Source organism: Streptomyces sp. NPDC020996, from assembly GCF_040641355.1.
Taxonomy (GTDB): Bacteria; Actinomycetota; Actinomycetes; order Streptomycetales; family Streptomycetaceae; genus Streptomyces.
This window is the reverse complement of sequence record NZ_JBFADM010000004.1, coordinates 215,980-233,234: the sequence shown is the minus strand read 5'-3', so window position 1 is coordinate 233,234 and position 17,255 is coordinate 215,980. Positions and strand designations below refer to the sequence as shown.

At 72.4% G+C, this 17,255-nt stretch carries 13 protein-coding genes and 1 tRNA gene; 10 read left to right on the top strand and 4 right to left on the bottom strand.

Annotated features, from left to right (window positions below):
• Nucleotides 1-18: 18 nt before the first annotated feature.
• Nucleotides 19-669: a DUF461 domain-containing protein gene (locus AB0G63_RS05115; protein ID WP_360744420.1), complete on the bottom strand. Its 651-nt coding sequence runs from the start codon at nucleotides 667-669 to the stop codon at nucleotides 19-21.
• A gap of 611 nt (nucleotides 670-1,280) precedes the next feature.
• On the opposite strand from AB0G63_RS05115, the gene AB0G63_RS05110 reads away from it, so the two are divergent.
• From AB0G63_RS05110 to AB0G63_RS05080, 7 genes are all read left to right on the top strand, one after another.
• On the top strand, nucleotides 1,281-1,763 hold the full coding sequence (locus tag AB0G63_RS05110) for a CarD family transcriptional regulator (RefSeq protein ID WP_003953493.1): 483 nt from the start codon (nucleotides 1,281-1,283) through the stop codon (nucleotides 1,761-1,763).
• Between the two features lie 319 nt (nucleotides 1,764-2,082).
• Nucleotides 2,083-2,838, top strand: coding sequence for a 2-C-methyl-D-erythritol 4-phosphate cytidylyltransferase (gene ispD, locus AB0G63_RS05105; RefSeq protein WP_360744417.1), 756 nt, complete (start codon nucleotides 2,083-2,085; stop codon nucleotides 2,836-2,838).
• A complete protein-coding gene (gene ispF, locus AB0G63_RS05100; protein WP_360744414.1) occupies nucleotides 2,825-3,331 on the top strand; it encodes a 2-C-methyl-D-erythritol 2,4-cyclodiphosphate synthase in 507 nt (168 codons plus the stop codon). Before ispD ends, ispF begins: the two co-directional genes overlap by 14 nt.
• 56 nt (nucleotides 3,332-3,387) lie before the next feature.
• The gene (locus AB0G63_RS05095; protein WP_360744411.1) at nucleotides 3,388-3,792 is read left to right on the top strand and encodes a PPOX class F420-dependent oxidoreductase; all 405 of its coding nucleotides are present in this window, start codon (nucleotides 3,388-3,390) and stop codon (nucleotides 3,790-3,792) included.
• Nucleotides 3,793-3,911: 119 nt separating this feature from the next.
• Nucleotides 3,912-5,309, top strand: coding sequence for a cysteine--tRNA ligase (gene cysS, locus AB0G63_RS05090; protein WP_360744408.1), 1,398 nt, complete (start codon nucleotides 3,912-3,914; stop codon nucleotides 5,307-5,309).
• Nucleotides 5,310-5,403: 94 nt separating this feature from the next.
• Complete coding sequence (rlmB, locus tag AB0G63_RS05085; RefSeq protein ID WP_360744405.1) at nucleotides 5,404-6,342, top strand: 23S rRNA (guanosine(2251)-2'-O)-methyltransferase RlmB; 939 nt, start codon at nucleotides 5,404-5,406, stop codon at nucleotides 6,340-6,342.
• A 118-nt stretch (nucleotides 6,343-6,460) separates the two neighbouring features.
• Complete coding sequence (locus tag AB0G63_RS05080) at nucleotides 6,461-8,182, top strand: DoxX family protein (RefSeq protein ID WP_360744402.1); 1,722 nt, start codon at nucleotides 6,461-6,463, stop codon at nucleotides 8,180-8,182.
• A 125-nt stretch (nucleotides 8,183-8,307) separates the two neighbouring features.
• Here the strand turns inward: AB0G63_RS05080 and AB0G63_RS05075 are convergent, their stop codons facing one another.
• From AB0G63_RS05075 to ugpC, 3 genes are all read right to left on the bottom strand, one after another.
• Nucleotides 8,308-9,039: a nucleotidyltransferase family protein gene (locus tag AB0G63_RS05075; protein WP_360744400.1), complete on the bottom strand. Its 732-nt coding sequence runs from the start codon at nucleotides 9,037-9,039 to the stop codon at nucleotides 8,308-8,310.
• Nucleotides 9,040-9,216: 177 nt separating this feature from the next.
• Nucleotides 9,217-9,672 (bottom strand): hypothetical protein, encoded by a 456-nt coding sequence (locus AB0G63_RS05070; protein WP_360744397.1) that lies wholly within the window; start codon nucleotides 9,670-9,672, stop codon nucleotides 9,217-9,219.
• Nucleotides 9,673-9,904: 232 nt separating this feature from the next.
• Nucleotides 9,905-11,041 (bottom strand): sn-glycerol-3-phosphate ABC transporter ATP-binding protein UgpC, encoded by a 1,137-nt coding sequence (gene ugpC / locus AB0G63_RS05065; RefSeq protein ID WP_360744394.1) that lies wholly within the window; start codon nucleotides 11,039-11,041, stop codon nucleotides 9,905-9,907.
• Nucleotides 11,042-11,258: 217 nt separating this feature from the next.
• On the opposite strand from ugpC, the gene AB0G63_RS05060 reads away from it, so the two are divergent.
• The 3 genes from AB0G63_RS05060 (at nucleotide 11,259) to fxsT (ending at nucleotide 17,221) form a co-directional block, all read left to right on the top strand.
• Nucleotides 11,259-11,332: transfer RNA gene (locus AB0G63_RS05060), tRNA-Thr, on the top strand.
• A gap of 134 nt (nucleotides 11,333-11,466) precedes the next feature.
• The gene (locus tag AB0G63_RS05055) at nucleotides 11,467-12,939 is read left to right on the top strand and encodes a hypothetical protein (protein WP_360744391.1); all 1,473 of its coding nucleotides are present in this window, start codon (nucleotides 11,467-11,469) and stop codon (nucleotides 12,937-12,939) included.
• A gap of 325 nt (nucleotides 12,940-13,264) precedes the next feature.
• Nucleotides 13,265-17,221: an FxSxx-COOH system tetratricopeptide repeat protein gene (gene fxsT / locus AB0G63_RS05050; RefSeq protein ID WP_360744388.1), complete on the top strand. Its 3,957-nt coding sequence runs from the start codon at nucleotides 13,265-13,267 to the stop codon at nucleotides 17,219-17,221.
• The last annotated feature ends 34 nt before the right edge of the window (nucleotides 17,222-17,255 follow it).

The window sequence follows — 17,255 nt, the reverse complement described above, 5'->3', positions numbered from 1 at the left end:
CCTTCGGCGTACGGCTGCTCAGCCGGCCGTGGCCGTGGCGCTCGCGGTGGCCGAGCCGGTGGCGGTGGCCCCGCCGGACGGCGACTCGCTCGCCGAGGCCGACGCGGAGGCGGACGCGGACGGCGTCTCGGTGGCCGAGGCGGTCGCCGAGGGGATCTCGCTCGGGCCCCAGGAGGAGAAGTAGCTCTCCGCCGGGACGACGAACGCGCGCAGGCTGATCTCGCCCGTCTTGCTGAAGGTGAAGGTGATCTTCTGCGCGTTGCCGTCCTTGAGGGCCTCGCGGCCGCTCGCCAGGACGGCGGAGGCGTTGCCCTTGCCGCCGATCACCACGGAGCCGTGCGCCGGGACGGTCAGCGGACCGGTGCCCTTGGCGGGCGTGATCCGGGCGGACGTGCTGGTGCCGGGAAAGGTGACGGAGTCCAGCGTCTGATCGCTGTCGCCCGTGTTGAACACGGTCGCGGAGACCACGGCCGGGCCCTTCGACTCACGGTCGGGCTGCGTGATGATCAGGACGTTCTGGAGCCTGAGGTCACCGACGGCCGTCGCCGCGTTGTCCGGCTTGATCTGCAGCGTCTGGGCGTCGTTGCCCGCTGCGCACGCGGCGAGCGAGGCGATCGAGATCGCGATGGCGGAGGCGGCGAGGGCGCCGCGTCGAAGGCTGCTGCTCACGGCGGCGGCAACTCCTTGACTCGAGCGTGGCGACCATAAAGCCGCCCTAAGTGTCTGTCAGCGGCCTCAGGTTACCGAGCCGTTCCCCGGGGCCCGCACCCGACCCTCCCTCAAGGCCCCGTCTTCCCTCCGCGGGACCTAACGCTCATCGATCTCACCTGCGTCTCACCTGCCTCATCCGACTCACCAGTCACATTGCCGTGACGCCCGTACGGCATTCACATAAGCCCGCTCGCAAAATTTCCGTGAAGGAATGCGGGGCGGCCCGGAAATCGAGCACACGCCGCTCGGCCGGGGGTCCGTGATCAATTCCGGAAACGTCTCGTACCCGACTCCCGTCTGCCGAACGGAGTAGCGGAAGTCGCACGTGTGGAACCAGACATTTGGGGACGTTCGGACGCTCCGGCGGGCCCCCGGATGCGTGTAACGTACGCGTTTCACCTGCCCCGGACAGCGGCTCCGACCTGCGAATACCTTCTCCCGCCGGCCCCGCGCAGCACGTTCCGGTTGCTGTTGTCAAGCCCTGAGATATGCCCTGACCTGCGGAAACGCCATTCAGAACCCGCGGTTTCCGTGTTACCCTGGATAGCCACGGAAGGGGTACCTGTCACATGACGTTCAAGGTTGGCGACACCGTGGTCTATCCCCATCACGGGGCCGCGCTGATCGAGGCCATCGAAACTCGCCAGATCAAAGGCGTGGACAAGACCTACTTGGTGCTGAAGGTCGCCCAGGGTGACCTGACGGTACGTGTGCCAGCGGACAATGCGGAGTTCGTCGGCGTGCGTGATGTGGTCGGTCAGGACGGGCTGGACCGGGTCTTCGAGGTGCTGCGCGCGCCGTACGCCGAGGAGCCCACGAACTGGTCGCGCCGCTACAAGGCAAACCTGGAGAAGCTCGCCTCCGGCGATGTCATCAAGGTCGCGGAAGTCGTGCGTGACCTGTGGCGTCGTGAGCGTGAGCGCGGACTCTCCGCCGGTGAGAAGCGCATGCTCGCCAAGGCCCGCCAGATCCTGGTGAGCGAACTCGCCCTCGCGGAGAACACGAACGAGGACAAGGCCGAGGCCCTGCTCGACGAGGTTCTCGCGTCCTGAACGACTGACGCAGGCGCGAGCCCGCTTCAGCACTCGGAACATGGAAATGCCGCGGTGCCCGATGACGCTTTTCCGTCGCCGGGCGCTGCGGCATGTCCGTACGCGGATGTCCGTAGCGCGGACGCTCCGTACTACGCGGACGCCGTCTGTACACCTGCTCGGGGATGACTTCCCCCGATACTCGGTGCCCCGATACTGGTGTGCCGGGCCCGGGCAGTCGGCTCGACCGGTGTCACGGAAGGGTCCGGTCAAGGCGTCGTGCCCGGCACTTCCCCTGCCATACCCAAGCCGGGCCAGCACACAAACCTGACAGGAACCGATGTCTGACGATTCGCGCCCTTCGCCCACGGAACTGCGTACGGCAGCCGTGATTCCGGCCGCCGGCCGGGGCGTACGCCTCGGTCCGGGCGCGCCCAAGGCGCTCCGCGCGCTGGGCGGCACCCCCATGCTCATCCACGCGGTGCGCGCCATGGCCGCCTCCCGCGCCGTGTCCCTGGTCGTCGTCGTGGCGCCGCCCGAGGGCGTGGCCGAGGTCAAGTCGCTGCTCGACGCGCACGCGCTGCCCGACCGGACCGACTTCCTCGTCGTCCCCGGAGGGGACAGCCGCCAGGAGTCCGTCAAGCTCGGCCTGGACGCGCTGCCGCCCGGCCACGACATCGTGCTGGTGCACGACGCGGCGCGGCCGCTGGTGCCGGTGGACACCGTGGACGCGGTGATCGAGACGGTGCGCGCGGGCGCCCCGGCCGTCGTCCCCGCGCTGCTCCTCGCGGACACCGTGAAGGAGGTCGAGCCGGCCGCCGTCCCCGGGGACCCGGAGCCGGTGGTGGCCACCCCGGTGCGGGCCCGGCTGCGCGCCGTCCAGACGCCCCAGGGCTTCGACCGGGCGACGCTGGTCCGCGCGCACGAGACGGTCACCGACGACGTCACCGACGACGCCGGCATGGTGGAGCGGCTCGGGCTGACGGTCGTGGCCGTGCCGGGCCACGAGGAGGCCTTCAAGGTCACCCGCCCGCTCGACCTCGTCCTCGCGGAGGCGGTCCTGGCCCGCAGGAGGCTCAACGATGGCTTCTTCTGACGGGACCCCAGGGATCCCGCTTCCCCAGGTCGGCATCGGCACCGACATCCACGCCTTCGAGGAGGGCCGCGAGCTGTGGTGCGCGGGCCTGAAGTGGGAGGGCGAGGGGCCGGGACTGGCCGGCCACTCCGACGCGGACGTCGTCGCGCACGCGGCCTGCAACGCGCTGTTCTCCGCCGCCGGACTCGGTGACCTGGGGCAGCACTTCGGCACCGGGCGCCCCGAGTGGTCGGGCGCGTCCGGGGTGACGCTGCTGACCGAGGCCGCGCGGATCGTGCGCGCGGCGGGCTTCCGGATCGGCAACGTCGCCGTACAGGTGGTGGGGCCGCGCCCGAAGATCGGCAAGCGGCGCGAGGAGGCCCAGAAGATCCTCTCCGAGGCGGCCGGGGCGCCGGTGTCGGTGTCCGGGGCGACCACGGACGGGCTCGGCTTCCCGGGGCGGGGCGAGGGACTGATGGCGATCGCCACCGCGCTCGTGGTACGGGTGAGCTGACGGCCGACGGGGTACTCGTCACCGGGAAACGATCGAGGTCCACGGAAGGGTGCCCCATGTCAGCCGTACTGTCCGACCGGCTCAAGGAACTGCTCGACAGCCCGGTCTTCGTGAACGTCGGCACGATCCAGCCCGACGGCAGCCCCCAGCTCTCCCCCGTCTGGGTGGCGCGCGACGGGGACGACCTCCTCATCTCCACGACCGTGGACCGCCGCAAGAAGCGGAACCTGGACCGCGACCCGCGCGTCAGCGTCGTCGTCCAGGTCCCCGACTCCCCGTACGAGTACGCGGAGATCAGAGGCCAGGCGGAGCTGACCACCGAGGGCGGGCAGGAGCTCATCGACCGGCTCTCGCTGAAGTACACCGGCAAGAAGTACGCCGAGTTCAACCCGGCGTCCGCCCAGGACGCCGAACGGGTCGTCGTACGGATCGTCCCGCGGAAGGTCGTCGGCAACGTCTGAGCGCCCGCGCACGTCGCGAGCCGCCCGCGCACGTCCCGAGCCGCCCGCGTAGGTCACGAAAGCGTGCTGCTTGAGCCAGGGGTAGTGGGGCACTGTCCTGCGCCCACTACCCTGGAGTGGTGACTATTCGCCTGTACGACACCAACGCCCGGCAGATCCGCGACTTCACCCCGCTCAAGCCGGGCTGTGTCTCGATCTACCTGTGCGGTGCCACCGTGCAGGCACCGCCGCACATCGGGCACGTGCGCTCGTACCTCAACTTCGACATCATGCGCCGCTGGTTCCGGTACCGCGGCTACGACGTCACCTTCATCCGCAACGTCACCGACATCGACGACAAGATCATCGCGAAGGCCCAGGAGCAGGACCGCCCGTGGTGGTCCATCGGCTACGAGAACGAGCGGGCGTTCAACGACGGCTACGACGCCCTCGGCTGCCTCCCGCCGACGTACGAGCCCCGCGCCACCGGTCACGTGCCCGAGATGGTCGAGATGATGCAGCGGCTCATCGAGCGCGGCCACGCCTACGAGGCCGACGGCAACGTCTACTTCGACGTGCGCTCCTTCCCCGGCTACCTGGAGCTGTCCCGGCAGGAGCTGGACAACCTGCTCCAGCCGTCCGGGGAGGGCGAGACCGGCAAGCGGGACCCGCGGGACTTCGCCATGTGGAAGGCCGCCAAGCCGGGCGAGCCGAACTGGCCGACGCCGTGGGGCCGCGGACGCCCCGGCTGGCACCTGGAGTGCTCGGCGATGGCCCACAAGTACCTCGGCTCGGCCTTCGACATCCACGGCGGCGGCCTCGACCTGATCTTCCCGCACCACGAGAACGAGATCGCGCAGGCCAAGGCGTTCGGTGACGAGTTCGCCCGGTATTGGCTGCACAACGCCTGGGTGACCATGGCCGGCGACAAGATGTCCAAGTCGCTCGGCAACTCGGTGCTGGTCAGCGAGATGGTCAAGACCTGGCGGCCGATCGTGCTGCGCTACTACCTCGGCACCCCGCACTACCGCTCGATGATCGAGTACAGCGAGGAGTCGCTGCGCGAGGCCGAGTCGGCGTTCGCGCGGATCGAGGGCTTCATCCAGCGCGTGGTGGAGAAGGCGGGCACCGTCGAACCGGCCGCCGACGTGCCGCCCGCCTTCGCCGAGGCGATGGACGACGACCTCGGCGTGCCGCAGGCCCTCGCCGTGCTGCACACCACCGTCCGGCAGGGCAACTCCGCCCTCGCCGCCGACGACAAGGAAGCCGCCGTGGCCCGCCTCGCCGAGGTGCGCGCCATGCTCGGCGTCCTCGGCCTGGACCCCCTCGACGCGCACTGGGCCGGCGAGACCGACCGCGGCGAGGACCTGCACGGCGTCGTCGACAGCCTCGTCCGCATGGTCCTCGACCAGCGCGAGGCGGCCCGCTCCCGCAAGGACTGGGCCACCGCCGACGCCCTGCGCGACCAGCTCGGCCAGGCGGGCCTCACCATCGAGGACAGCCCGCAGGGCCCGCGCTGGAGTCTCGGCCCGCGCTGACGCGGAGCACCGGAGATCGACTGTGCCGCCCGGCCTCCCGGGCGGCACACTGCATAGACGTACGTACGACATTCTCACGACAGACAGGTAGGTCATGGCCGCGAACAACCGCCGCATGTCCGGCAAGAAGGGCGCGCAGGTCGGCAGCGGCGGCCAGCGGCGCCGGGGCCTGGAGGGCAAGGGTCCGACCCCGCCCGCCGAGATGCGCAAGGGGCACGCCAAGCAGCGCGCCGCGCAGGCCAAGGCGCGCCGCGCGCAGGGGCGCCAGCCGCAGCGCCGGGGCGGCAAGGGGACGTCCGAGCTGGTCGTCGGCCGCAACCCGGTCGTCGAGGCGCTGCGCGAGGGCGTGCCCGCGAACACCCTCTACGTCCAGCAGTTCATCGACAACGACGAGCGGGTCCGCGAGGCGCTGCAGCTCGCCGCCGACCGCGGCGGCATCAACCTCATGGAGGCCCCGCGCCCCGAGCTCGACCGCATGACCAACGGGCTCAACCACCAGGGCCTGGTCCTGCAGGTCCCGCCGTACGAGTACGCCCACCCCGAGGACCTGGTGGCCGCCGCCCACGACGACGACCAGGACCCGCTGATCGTCGCCCTCGACGGCGTCACCGACCCGCGCAACCTCGGCGCCGTGGTCCGGTCCGTCTCCGCCTTCGGCGGCCACGGCGTGGTCGTGCCGGAGCGGCGGGCGGCCGGCATGACCGCCGGCGCCTGGAAGACGTCCGCGGGCACCGCCGCCCGCACGCCCGTCGCCCGCGCCACCAACCTCACGCGCGCGCTGGAGGCGTACAAGAAGGCCGGTCTCGTGGTGGTCGGCCTCGCTGCCGACGGCGAGGCCGAACTCGGTGAGCTGGACGCCCTGCAGGGCCCGGTCGTCATCGTCGTGGGCAGCGAGGGCAAGGGCCTGTCCCGCCTGGTCGGCGAGACCTGCGACTTCCGGGTGCGCATCCCGATGCCGGGCGGCGCGGAGTCGCTCAACGCCGGTGTCGCGGCGGGGATCGTGCTGTACGAGGCGGCGCGCCGGCGGAGCTGAACGGACGTTCGGCGCCATCCCCCGATCGGGGTGTTCTGGGCGTCCTGGGCGAGCTTGACGCGGTCCGGACACTTCGGACCGGTCGCGGCAGTGTCCTAACCACACGTCACTCGGTTAGATGAGTGTGGACACCAGAACACCCCGCACACCCACGGGGGACCGCTCGCCGCAGGCCGGCGACTCTCCCGCGCTGAGCATGGTGAAGGTGCCGAGCGATCCGGCGCAGGTCATCGTCAATCATGCGAGCTTCCGCGTGCAGTTGGGCGCGTCGTCCCGGCGTTCCCTGTCCCCGCGGGGCGCACGGCAGGTGAGCGCCGGCGCGGACACCGCCCGCGTCCCGGCCGCCGGCGCGACCGCCCGCCGCCGTCCCGTCGTCTGGAGCGGCCGTTCCGCCCCCGACGACACCGGCGCCCACCGCCTGCTGCAGGCCGCGCGGGGCAGCAGCGTCCGGCACGGCGAGCAGCCGTCCGGCGACGCCGGGGCCACGCAGGTCATCCCGCGCGTCGTGGCCGACCCCGGTTACGACGACGACGCTCTGACCCGCACCGTCGAGACCCCCGTCGTCGGCCACCAGCGCACGCCCGGCCCCGCCCCCGGCCAGACGCGCCTGCTGCCGAACATGCGCACCGTGGGCAGCGCGTACGACGAGCCCCGCTACGGCGACGACGGGTACGGCGCCTACGACGACACCGGCGAGTACCGCGCCTACGACGAGTACGGCGACTACGACGACTACGACGACACCGGCGAGGACGGAGAGGACGCCGGGACCGACCCGGCCGCCCGGCCCGGCAAACGCCGCGCCGACGACCCGTCCCGGCACGCCTACTTCCCCGGCCGCCGGATGAACCTCGGCGTCGTCCTGCTGCCCCTGCGGATCTTCCTCGGCTTCATCTCCGTCTACGCCGGCATGGGCAAGCTCTGCGACCCCGTCTACTTCGACGGCGGCAAGCGCGGTTCCATGGTCAAGTGGCTGAACAGCCTGCACCCCTGGGAAGTCGCCGAGCCGCTGCGCCAGTTCGCCCTGCACCACCCCGTCGGCTCCGGGCTCGTCATCGCCTTCGCCCAGGTGCTCGTCGGAGTCCTCACCGTCCTCGGCTGCTGGCAGCGCGTCGCCGCCGTCTTCGGCGCCCTGCTGTCGGCCGCGCTCATCGTCACCGTCAGCTGGAAGACCGTCCCCGTCTACGACGCCCCCGACATCATCTATCTCGCCGCCTGGTCCCCGCTGATCATCGCCGGCGCGCCCGTCTACTCCATCGACGGCCGCCTCGCGGGCAGCGCCTGGCGCCGGCTCGGGCCCCGCTCCGACATCTGGGAGCTGCGCGCCTACGTGCTGCGCCGCGGCGCCCTCGTCACCGCGATCGTCACCGGGCTCACCCTGCTCGTCGGCTCGGTGCTCGGCAGTGCCGTCCGCGACGCCGGCCGGGTGGTCGTCCCCGGACCCGGCGAGGCCCCGCGCAACGAGCTGCCCGGCTCCCCGCTCCCGCAGGAGCCCGGCGAGCGGCACCGGCAGTCCCCGTCCGCCTCGAACGGGCCCACCCAGGGCGCCACGGCCGGCGTTGACCCCACCGGCGCCGCGACCACCCCGGGCGCGGAGCGCTCGACGGGCGCGGTCACCGGCGGCTCGCCCAGCCAGACGCAGGGCACCGCGGGACAGGCCCCGCCGCAGCAGCCCGCCCCGGCCGGACAGGCCCCGAGCACCAGCTCCGGACCCACCTCCGGCGGCAGCACGGGCAGCGGCACCGCGTCCGGCGGTTCGACCGGCGGCTCGGGCGGCGGTTCGGCCGGCTCGGGCTCCTCCACCGGCCAGCCGGGCCTCGTGGGCGGCCTGTTGGGGTAGCCGAGCCGGTGGGCGGCATGCTGGGCAGGCCCACCGGCTGAATCACCGGCCCACACACCGAAGGGGTCCCCCGCGCGTCACGCGCGGGGGACCCCTTCACGGTCTCGCGGTACGGGGACGGCTCGTCACCGCCCCAGAGCGGCCAGCTCCTTCGCGGCCTCGGTCAGGTCCTTGGCGGTGTCGATCGCGCGCCAGTAGGCGCCGTGCGGGATCGGGAAGCCCGCCAGCCGCCGCTCCCGCGCCAGCCGCGGGAACGTGGTGCGCTCGTGGTCGCCGCGCGCCGGGAGCAGCCCGGCGAACTCGGGGGAGAAGACGTACACGCCCGCGTTGATCTCGAAGGTCGACGGGGGCGCCTCGATGAAGTCGGTGATGTGCCCGAACCCGTCCGTCTTCACGGCGCCCCAGGGAAGGCGCGGCCGGGCCAGGGCGAGCGTCGCGACCGCGTCGCGCTCGGCGTGGAAGCCGGCCATGTCCCGCAGCGAGAAGCGGGTCCAGATGTCGCCGTTGGTGGCGTACCAGGGCCGGTCCGGGTCGGGCAGGCGTGCGGCCGCGTACTTCAGGCCGCCGCCGCGTCCCAGCGGCTCCGTCTCGACGACGGTCGTCACGTTCACCGGCAGGTCGGTGGACTCCAGCCACTTCTCCAGGACGTCGGCGAGGTGGCCGCAGCTCACCACCACGTCCGTCACGCCCTCCTCGGCCAGCCAGGCGAGCTGGTGGCCGATGATCGGGGTGCCCGTACCGGGGATCTCGACCATCGGCTTGGGCCGGTCGTCGGTGTAGGGGCGCAGCCGGGAGCCCTGGCCCCCGGCCAGGACGACGGCTTGAACGGGGCGGGAGGCGACGTTCGGATCGGTCATGAACGCACTGTACGGCCCGCCCCGCCCGCGCCCCGGGCCGGGCAGCCGTTCCTTGGCCGGCTGTTTCCCTCCTCCACCGGGTGTTTCCTTCCTCGACCGGCTGTGTCCCTCCTCCACCGGCTGTGTCCCTCCTCCGGACCCCGCGGATCCGGAGGAGGGACGGCCGGGGCCGGTCGCTCAGCTCTGCGCGGCGGTGACCCCCGAGGCGAAGGAGGTGTCGCACACCGGCCGGGCGTACGACTGTGCCCGCGAGGGCCCGTACCTGCGCACCGCGGCGCGGCCGAGCGTGCGGGCGATGGCCACGCAGTGTCCGGCGAGCGAGGGCCGCTCGGTCACGGCCTGCTGGAGGTGGGTGAGCACCGTGCCGGGGTCCTTCTTCTGGAGCTCGGCGAGGAGGCGGTCGCGCAGCACGTCCTGCGGGGCATGGTGGGCCGCGGCGGCGCCCGTGGTGACGTCCGTGGCCGCGGAGGCGGTGAGCACCGAGTCCGAGGAGTTCCCGGACCAGTCGACTCGGGTGACCGCGAGGGTCCCGGAGAGCACCAGGACGACGGGCAGGACGAGGGCGAGACTGCGGCCGACCCGGCGGGCGGGGCCCCGGCCGCGTCGTGTCTGTTGGTTAGTGGAGTGCTTCACGCGAGTGAGGGTAGCGTCCGGTAATGATGTGGCGACATTCAGTCACCGTTTCGAGGGACAGGATGGCGCTTCCCCGCGGTCGGCGGGTTGACGTACACCGCTCGAAATGACCGGTCTGCCGGGGTATTCGGCGACAGCGAAGAGGGGCCCCGCGGCAGGCTGCGGGGCCCCTCTTCGTCAACCCGGGTGAATTCACCCCGGCCGGTGGTTTTCCCGGCCGGGGGTTTGCGGGTCAGTCGGTCAGGCGCTCGCCGGTGGAGGTGGAGAACACGTGGGTCTCGCCCGGCCGCGGCACGACGTGCAGCGTGGCGCCCTTCTCCGGCACCCGGCGGCCCTCGACGCGGACGACCAGGTCCTTGGTCTCGCCGCCGACCTCGGCGGTGCCGTAGACGTAACCGTCGGCGCCGAGCTCCTCGACGACGTTCACGGAGACCGCGAGGCCGGCCGGGGCGTCCTCGGTGTCCTTCGACAGGGCCGAGGCGGCGCCGCCGTTCTGCTCGACGATGTCGAAGTGCTCCGGGCGGACGCCGACGGTGACCGTCTTGTCGCCCTTGTCGGCGGCGGCCTTGAGCGCGTCGCGGTTGACCGGGACGACGCTGTTGCCGAACTTCACGCCGCCGTCGGTGATCGGGACCTCGACCAGGTTCATGGCCGGGGAGCCGATGAAGCCGGCGACGAACAGGTTGGCCGGACGGTCGTACATGTTGCGCGGCGAGTCGACCTGCTGGAGCAGACCGTCCTTGAGCACGGCCACGCGGTCGCCCATCGTCATGGCCTCGACCTGGTCGTGGGTGACGTAGACGGTGGTGATGCCGAGGCGGCGCTGCAGGGAGGCGATCTGCGTACGGGTGGACACACGCAGCTTGGCGTCCAGGTTGGACAGCGGCTCGTCCATGAGGAAGACCTGCGGCTCACGCACGATGGCGCGGCCCATCGCGACACGCTGGCGCTGACCGCCGGACAGGGCCTTCGGCTTGCGGTCCAGGTACTCGGTCAGGTCGAGGATCTTCGCGGCCTCCTCGACCTTCTTGCGGATCTCCGCCTTGTTGACGCCGGCGATCTTCAGGGCGAAGCCCATGTTGTCGGCGACCGTCATGTGCGGGTAGAGCGCGTAGTTCTGGAACACCATGGCGATGTCCCGGTCCTTGGGCGGCAGGTGGGTGACGTCGCGGTCGCCGATGCGGATGGCGCCGCCGTTGACGTCCTCGAGCCCCGCGAGCATCCGGAGCGAGGTGGACTTGCCGCAGCCGGACGGGCCGACCAGGACGAGGAACTCGCCGTCCGCGATCTCGATGTCGAGCGAGTCGACGGCGGGCTTGGTGGAACCCGGGTAGATCCGGGTCGCCTTGTCGAACGAGACAGTGGCCATGGTGAATGGGCCCCCTTCTACCGGCAGGAACGTGCCGGACGATCCGTTGTAGGAAGGTGGTGGTGTAGTCCACGAGGGTGAACTGGGTCAGGACGCTACCTGGCGTCCACCCGATCTGTCAGTACTCCAGGCCATGTGAACTTCACGGAAATTCCCGGCGGCCCGCACCCCGGACCTGGGTACACTGCACGGGCGCGCACGTCCCGCGTGCGTGCAGGCCTCCTTAGCTCAGCTGGTCAGAGCGCCGCTCTTGTAAAGCGAAGGTCGTCGGTTCGAATCCGACAGGGGGCTCCGAGGTATCACCCGCGCACCGCGGCGCGCCGCCCGGCGCACGATGGCTGTGCTTTCTCTGCCCCGTCACGCCCCGTGGCCGTACGCTGGTCGGCACCATCAGGGAACCGCGCCGGCTGTCTGGAGGCAACGGGGTGAAAGGGCGCAGTCCGGAGCGTGTCCGCAACGAATTGATCGTCTCCATCGTGGACGCGTTGCAGGGCTCGCCCACCGTGAACCAGTCGAGCAGCCGCGACCTGTGGCGCGAGATGCTGGCGGGCGAGCTGGCCGCGCCCGTCGAGCCGTTCGGCGGCGACCGCTTACGGCCCTGGCTGCTGCAGGTGGTGCGGATGTGCACCGAGGTCGGGGACGGCCTGGCCTGTCTGGTGCGGGCGCTGGAGTACGTGGAGCAGCAGTCGGCCACGGTCGCCGGGCTGTGGCCGCTCGTCGACGAGTGGGAGGCGTTCGACTTCTACCCGAACGCCGACCTGCGCCAGCTGATGCCCGTGCTGCTGTCGATGAACTCGCCGGACCTGCCGTTGATGGCCCGCCGGGCCAGCCGCTCCCGGGTGCAGGAGCTGCCCCCGTGGTGCCACACGGCGTGGCAGGTCTTCCTGCGCCTGTCGGGCGTGAACTCCCCGGACGGCGAACTGCCGCCCGGCATGGCGTTCCTGGCGCTGGCCGCCGACCGGCTGATGGAGGACGGCCGCCCGGACGACGCCGAGCTGCTGCGCCGCTTCAACCGCGGCCAGGCCAAGGCGCTCGGGCACGAGAGCCTGCTGGCCGGCTGGCAGCACCCGGAGTTCCCGCCGCCCGAGCCGTCGCTGATCCCCGCGTACCTGCTGATCCAGTTCGAGCCGGACCGGATGGACCCGGACCGCTACTACCTCTCGCACTGGCGCCAGTCCGACTCAGAGGGCTGGCACCCGGTGCGCGGCGAGACGGAGCACCTGGGCCGGGACGACCTGCCGGGCGCGGTGGAGAAGCTGATCGAGCAGGCCGAGGCCCTGTGGGCGGACCTGCGGCAGCCGGTGATCCTGGAGTTCGTGCTGCCGTGGGAGCTGCTCAACGAGCCCGTCGAGTGGTGGCTGAAGGAGTCCGACTCCGACGCGCCGACGCCGCTGGCGCTGGACTACCCGGTGGTGGTGCGCAGCCTGGAGCGGCTGCAGCGCGCCGCCTGGCACCGGCCCTGGCACAACAAGTGGCGGCAGCTGCGGGAGCGGCCCGCCGACAGCCACCCGCACTGGAGCCGCCCGGACGACGAGGACGGCTACTTCTTCCACCTGGAGCGGGAGCTGAAGGAGGACAGCCACGCGGTGTGCCTGGTGCTCAGCCGCCCCCCGGACGACGACTCGGGCATCGGCCGGCGCGAGGTGCTCGCCGGGCTGCGGGCCGGTGTGCCGGCGATGATCTGGCACCGCGCCGACTGCTCGGACCCGACCTTCCAGGACGCCGTCAGCGAGATCCTGCAGGACCGGGAGCTCGGCAGCCTGGTGGAGCGTGTCGGGCGGTGGCGCAACAAGGCGCTGGCCCTCGGCCCCGGGGGCTGGGACCAGCACGTCGGCCGCCATCTGGCCATCCTCCTCGACGACCCGGAGCGCAAGCCCGGCCCGGCCGGGCCGGTGTAGGCCGTGATGCCGCCGCGGACCCGGGACGAGCCCGGAGCGGGGTTCCGGCCGCCACGCCGGGCCGGACACGGGATGCCCTTGCACCCGCCCGGCCGAGGTGCCAGGCTGGTGCGCGGACCGGCCCGTCGCCGGTCGGACGTGCGCGGCCTCACCGGGGGGCGCGCCGCACACGCCCCCGTTGCACCCTCACTCCGTCACCCCCCTGTGGCCTGCCGTCTTGCACCTCCCGCACACCGCTGCCAGGCTTGGCACGTGGATGTCACGCATGCCCGCGGAATGCGGGACTCGTCTTCGGCACTCCTTACGTTCCCGGGTGTCGCCGGACGTGCTGCGAGTGCCCATGCGCTGTGACGACGTCCCACGATCAGCACGGGCGCCGGAGGCCGACGGCGCCCCGCCCGACGCCGTGCCGCACAGCCTGAACGCGCTCCGGGATCCGGACTCCGACGACCGCCCGGACGTCCTGCTCGTGGTGGACGCCCACGTGACCATGCAGGTCTGGCAGGAGACCGTCGACGAACTGGCCGCCTCGCTCGCCCGCCAGCCGGGCCTGGGCCGGGTGTCCCGCGTGCTCCTGCTGTCCTCGGACGACACCGAGCCGGCCCGGGTCCGGCTGGCGGAGCTGCCCGCGGCGATCGGCAGCCGGCGTGTCGTGCTGGTGGTGACCGACGGGCTGGCCGCGGGCTGGCGTTCGGACGCGGTGCTGCCGCTGCTGCAGGTGCTGGGCCGCAGCGAACCGGTCGCCGTGCTGCACCTGCTGCCGCAGCGGCTGTGGGGCCGCAGCGGGCTGGACGTGCACCGGATGCGGTTACGCGCCGAACGGTCCTGGACGCCCAACGCCGAGCTGCGCTGGGAGCTGCACACCTCGCCCCTGGAAGCCGTCGACGACGCCGACGCGCGGGCCGGCGTGGTGCCCGTGCCGGTGCTGGAACTGGCCGAGCGTTCCACCTCCGCCTGGGTGGACCTGGTCGCCGGGCGCGTCCGCGGCTGGGCGGAGATGTCCGGGATCCGGGCGCGGGAGTGGAAACGGCGGCAGGACGCGGCGCGCGCCGTGCCGTGGGTGGAGGACGTGCCCGATCCGGGCAGCGCCGTGCCCGCCTGGGAGCGGGTCTCCGAGTTCCGGGCCGCCGCGTCGCCCACCGCGTTCGCCCTGGCCACCCGGCTCGCGGCGGCGCCGCTCACGCTGCCGGTGATGCGCGCGGTGTGCGCCACCGTGCCGGGCGCCGGGCCCGCCCACCTGACCGAGCTGCTGATGAGCGGCCTGGTCCGGCCGGCCGGGGCGGCGGCCGAGCGGGCGGACGACGTCGTCTTCGTCTTCGGCCCCGACATCCGCCAGGAGTTACTGGCGCTCAGCCGCCGCCGCGACACCGCCCGTGTGCTGCGGGACGTGCGGCCGCTGGTGGTGGCGGGCACCGAGGGATCCGAGGCGGCGGACCCGGACGCCGGAGCGCCGTACGAGACGGCCGCGGTGCCGCTCGTGACCCGGCGCAACGTCGCCTTCCTGCGCGTCGAACTGCTCGCCCTGCGGGCCCTGTCCGGCCGCTTCCTGCCGCGCGCCGAGCGGCTCGCCGAGGCGCTGCGCGCCTACGACCACCAGAACACCGTCAGCTTGCGCAAGGGCGCAGGCGCCCGGGACCGCACCCGGGACCAGGCTGCCGACAGCGCCCCCGAGGGGCCCGGGACAACTTCAGAAGGAGCGACGGCCATGACCGCCACGCAGCAGCCCACGGTGGAGAGCGGGCGTTCGACGCAGCCGCGGATCTGGGGCAACGTCCCCCCGCGGAACCCGAACTTCACCGGCCGCGTGGACCTTCTGGAGATGCTGAGCGACCGCCTGCGCCGGGAGGGCACCACCACGGTGCTGCCCGAGGCCATCCACGGCATGGGCGGCGTGGGCAAGACGCAGCTGGCGATCGAGTACGCCTACCGCCACCAGTCCGAGTACGACATCGTCTGGTGGATCCCCGCCGAGCGCCCCGGCCAGATCGGCCAGGCCCTGGTGGAGCTGGCCCAGCGTCTCGGCCTGGTCACCAGCGCCGAGGCCAACATCGCCGGGCCCGCGGTGCGCGAGGCGCTGCGCGAAGGCCGGCCGTACTCCCGCTGGCTGCTGATCTTCGACAACGCCGACAGCCCCGAGCGGGTCCGCGACTACTTCCCGACCGGCGGCAGCGGCACCATCCTCGTCACCTCCCGCAACCGGCGCTGGAGCCTGCTCGGCAGCTCCCTCGAGGTGGACGTGTTCACCCGCGAGGAGAGCAAGGAGCTGCTGCGCCGCTCCGGCCCGCACGGCGACGACCTCGACGACGCCGAGGCCGACCGGCTCGCCGAAGCGCTCGGCGACCTCCCGCTGGCGCTGGAGCAGGCCGCCGCCTGGCGCGCGGAGACGGGGATGCCCGTCTCCGAGTACCTGCGCCTGTTCGAGCACAAGCGCACCGAGCTGCTCGAGGTGTCCCCGCCGCCGGACTACCAGCTCCCGGTCGCCGCCGCCTGGAACGTCTCCCTCGACCACCTGGAGACCCGCAGCCTCACCGCGCTGCGTCTGCTCCAGCTGTGCTCCTACTTCGCGCCCGACCCGATCTCGCGTTCCATCTTCGCGGGCCTGGGCGGCTCCAGCATCGACCCCGAACTCGACCGCGCCCTCAACGACCCCATGCGGCTCGCGCGGGCCATAAGGGAGATCAACCGCTACTCCCTCGCCCGCATAGACCACCGGACCAACTCGATCGAGATGCACCGCCTGGTCCAGGCGGTTCTCATGAACCGCATGAGTCCCGAGGAACAGACCCGCATGCGCAACGGCGCCCACACGCTGCTGGCCGCCGCCGACCCCAAGGGCCCCAACCAGGCCGCCAACTGGCCGCGCTACGCCGAGCTGTACGGCCATGTCATCGCCTCCGGCGCCGTCGAGTCCGACCAGCCGTGGGTGCGCGAGCTGGTGATGAACGTCGCGAAGTACCTGTGGTACTGGGGGGATCACAAGGTCGCGCGGGAGTTCACCGAGCAGGCGTACCAGACCTGGACGCAGAAGTTCGGCGAGGATGACCAGCAGACCCTGCTGATGGGCTGGTGGCTGGGCTTCCTCTACCTGCGGGTGGGCCGCTACGACGACGCCTCCCGGGTCGTCTCCGGGCTCAGGGACGTCTACGGCCGCACCGCGCCCGCGGACCGCGAGGAGAACCGCGAGGACGCGCTGGTGACGATGAACCTCGAAGCCGCGGTGCGGCGGGTGCAGGGCGACTTCGCGGCCGGCGCCGAGATCGACGAGATCGCCTACCGGCAGGCCAGGCGCGCCTTCGGCGAGGACGATCCGACCACCCTGGTCACCGCCCACAACCTCGGCGTGAGTCTGCGGCTGGTCGGCGACTTCCCGCGCGCGCTGGAACTCGACCGGCGTACGCACGCGATGAAGACCCGGCTGTTCGGCCGCGACCACCAGCAGGCGCTGGTGACCGAGGCGAGCGTCGCCGTCGACGTGCGCGAGACGGGCGACTACGTGGGCGCGCGGGCGCTGCAGCAGGCGGTCTTCGACGGCTACCGCACCGCCTTCGGGCCGCGGAACCCCACCACGCTGGAGACCATGCGGCAGCTCAGCGAGGCCTGCCGGAAGGAGGGTGACCACGCCACCGCGCTGGAACTGGCGCGCGAGACGTTCCAGCAGTTCACCCGCCGCTACGGCAGCCTGCACCCCGACGCCCTGACGGCCGAGCTCGCCCTGTCGGTGGCGTTGCGGCAGAACGGCGACCTGGAAGAGGCCCGGGAACGGGGCGAGAAGGCGTGCGAACGCTTCCGGCAGATCTTCCACGCCGACCACCCGCACGTCCGCGGGGCCGACGTCGACCTGGCGGTGACGCTGCGGCGGCTGGGGCTGGTGCAGGAGGCCAGGCGACTGGACGAGTCGGCGCTGGCGTCGCTGACCGAGCGCCTCGGACAGAGCCATCCGATCGCGCTGGCCTGCGCCATCAACCTCGCCAGTGACCTCAGCGCCCTGGGAGAGGTGCGCGAGGCCCGGGACCTCGGCGAGAGGACCCTGGCGCTGTGCCGGGAGCGGCTGGGCGAGGACCACCCGACCACCCTGGTGTGCGCGGCGAACCTCGCCCTGGACCTCGTCGCGCTCGGTGACGAGACGGAGGGCCGGGCGCTGCGCGAGGACACCCTGGCGCGCATGGAGAGAGTCCTGGACGAGCCGCGCATGCACACCGGCGGCGCCTCTCCCCACCCGGCGACCGAGCAGGCCCGGGCGGGGCAGCGCAACGACTGCGACATCGACCCGATGCCGATGTGAGGTGCCGGCCTGGCGCGTGATCCGGGCGCCCGGA

What these genes read in the sequence shown, in the direction of transcription:
- AB0G63_RS05110 (WP_003953493.1), top strand. Translation starts at nt 1,281, where the DNA reads ATGACGTTCAAGGTTGGCGACACCGTGGTCTATCCCCATCACGGGGCC.
- AB0G63_RS05080 (WP_360744402.1), top strand. Translation starts at nt 6,461, where the DNA reads ATGAGTGTGGACACCAGAACACCCCGCACACCCACGGGGGACCGCTCG.
- ugpC (WP_360744394.1), bottom strand. Translation starts at nt 11,041, where the DNA reads ATGGCCACTGTCTCGTTCGACAAGGCGACCCGGATCTACCCGGGTTCC.
- ispF (WP_360744414.1), top strand. Translation starts at nt 2,825, where the DNA reads ATGGCTTCTTCTGACGGGACCCCAGGGATCCCGCTTCCCCAGGTCGGC.
- AB0G63_RS05095 (WP_360744411.1), top strand. Translation starts at nt 3,388, where the DNA reads ATGTCAGCCGTACTGTCCGACCGGCTCAAGGAACTGCTCGACAGCCCG.
- rlmB (WP_360744405.1), top strand. Translation starts at nt 5,404, where the DNA reads ATGGCCGCGAACAACCGCCGCATGTCCGGCAAGAAGGGCGCGCAGGTC.
- AB0G63_RS05075 (WP_360744400.1), bottom strand. Translation starts at nt 9,039, where the DNA reads ATGACCGATCCGAACGTCGCCTCCCGCCCCGTTCAAGCCGTCGTCCTG.
- ispD (WP_360744417.1), top strand. Translation starts at nt 2,083, where the DNA reads ATGTCTGACGATTCGCGCCCTTCGCCCACGGAACTGCGTACGGCAGCC.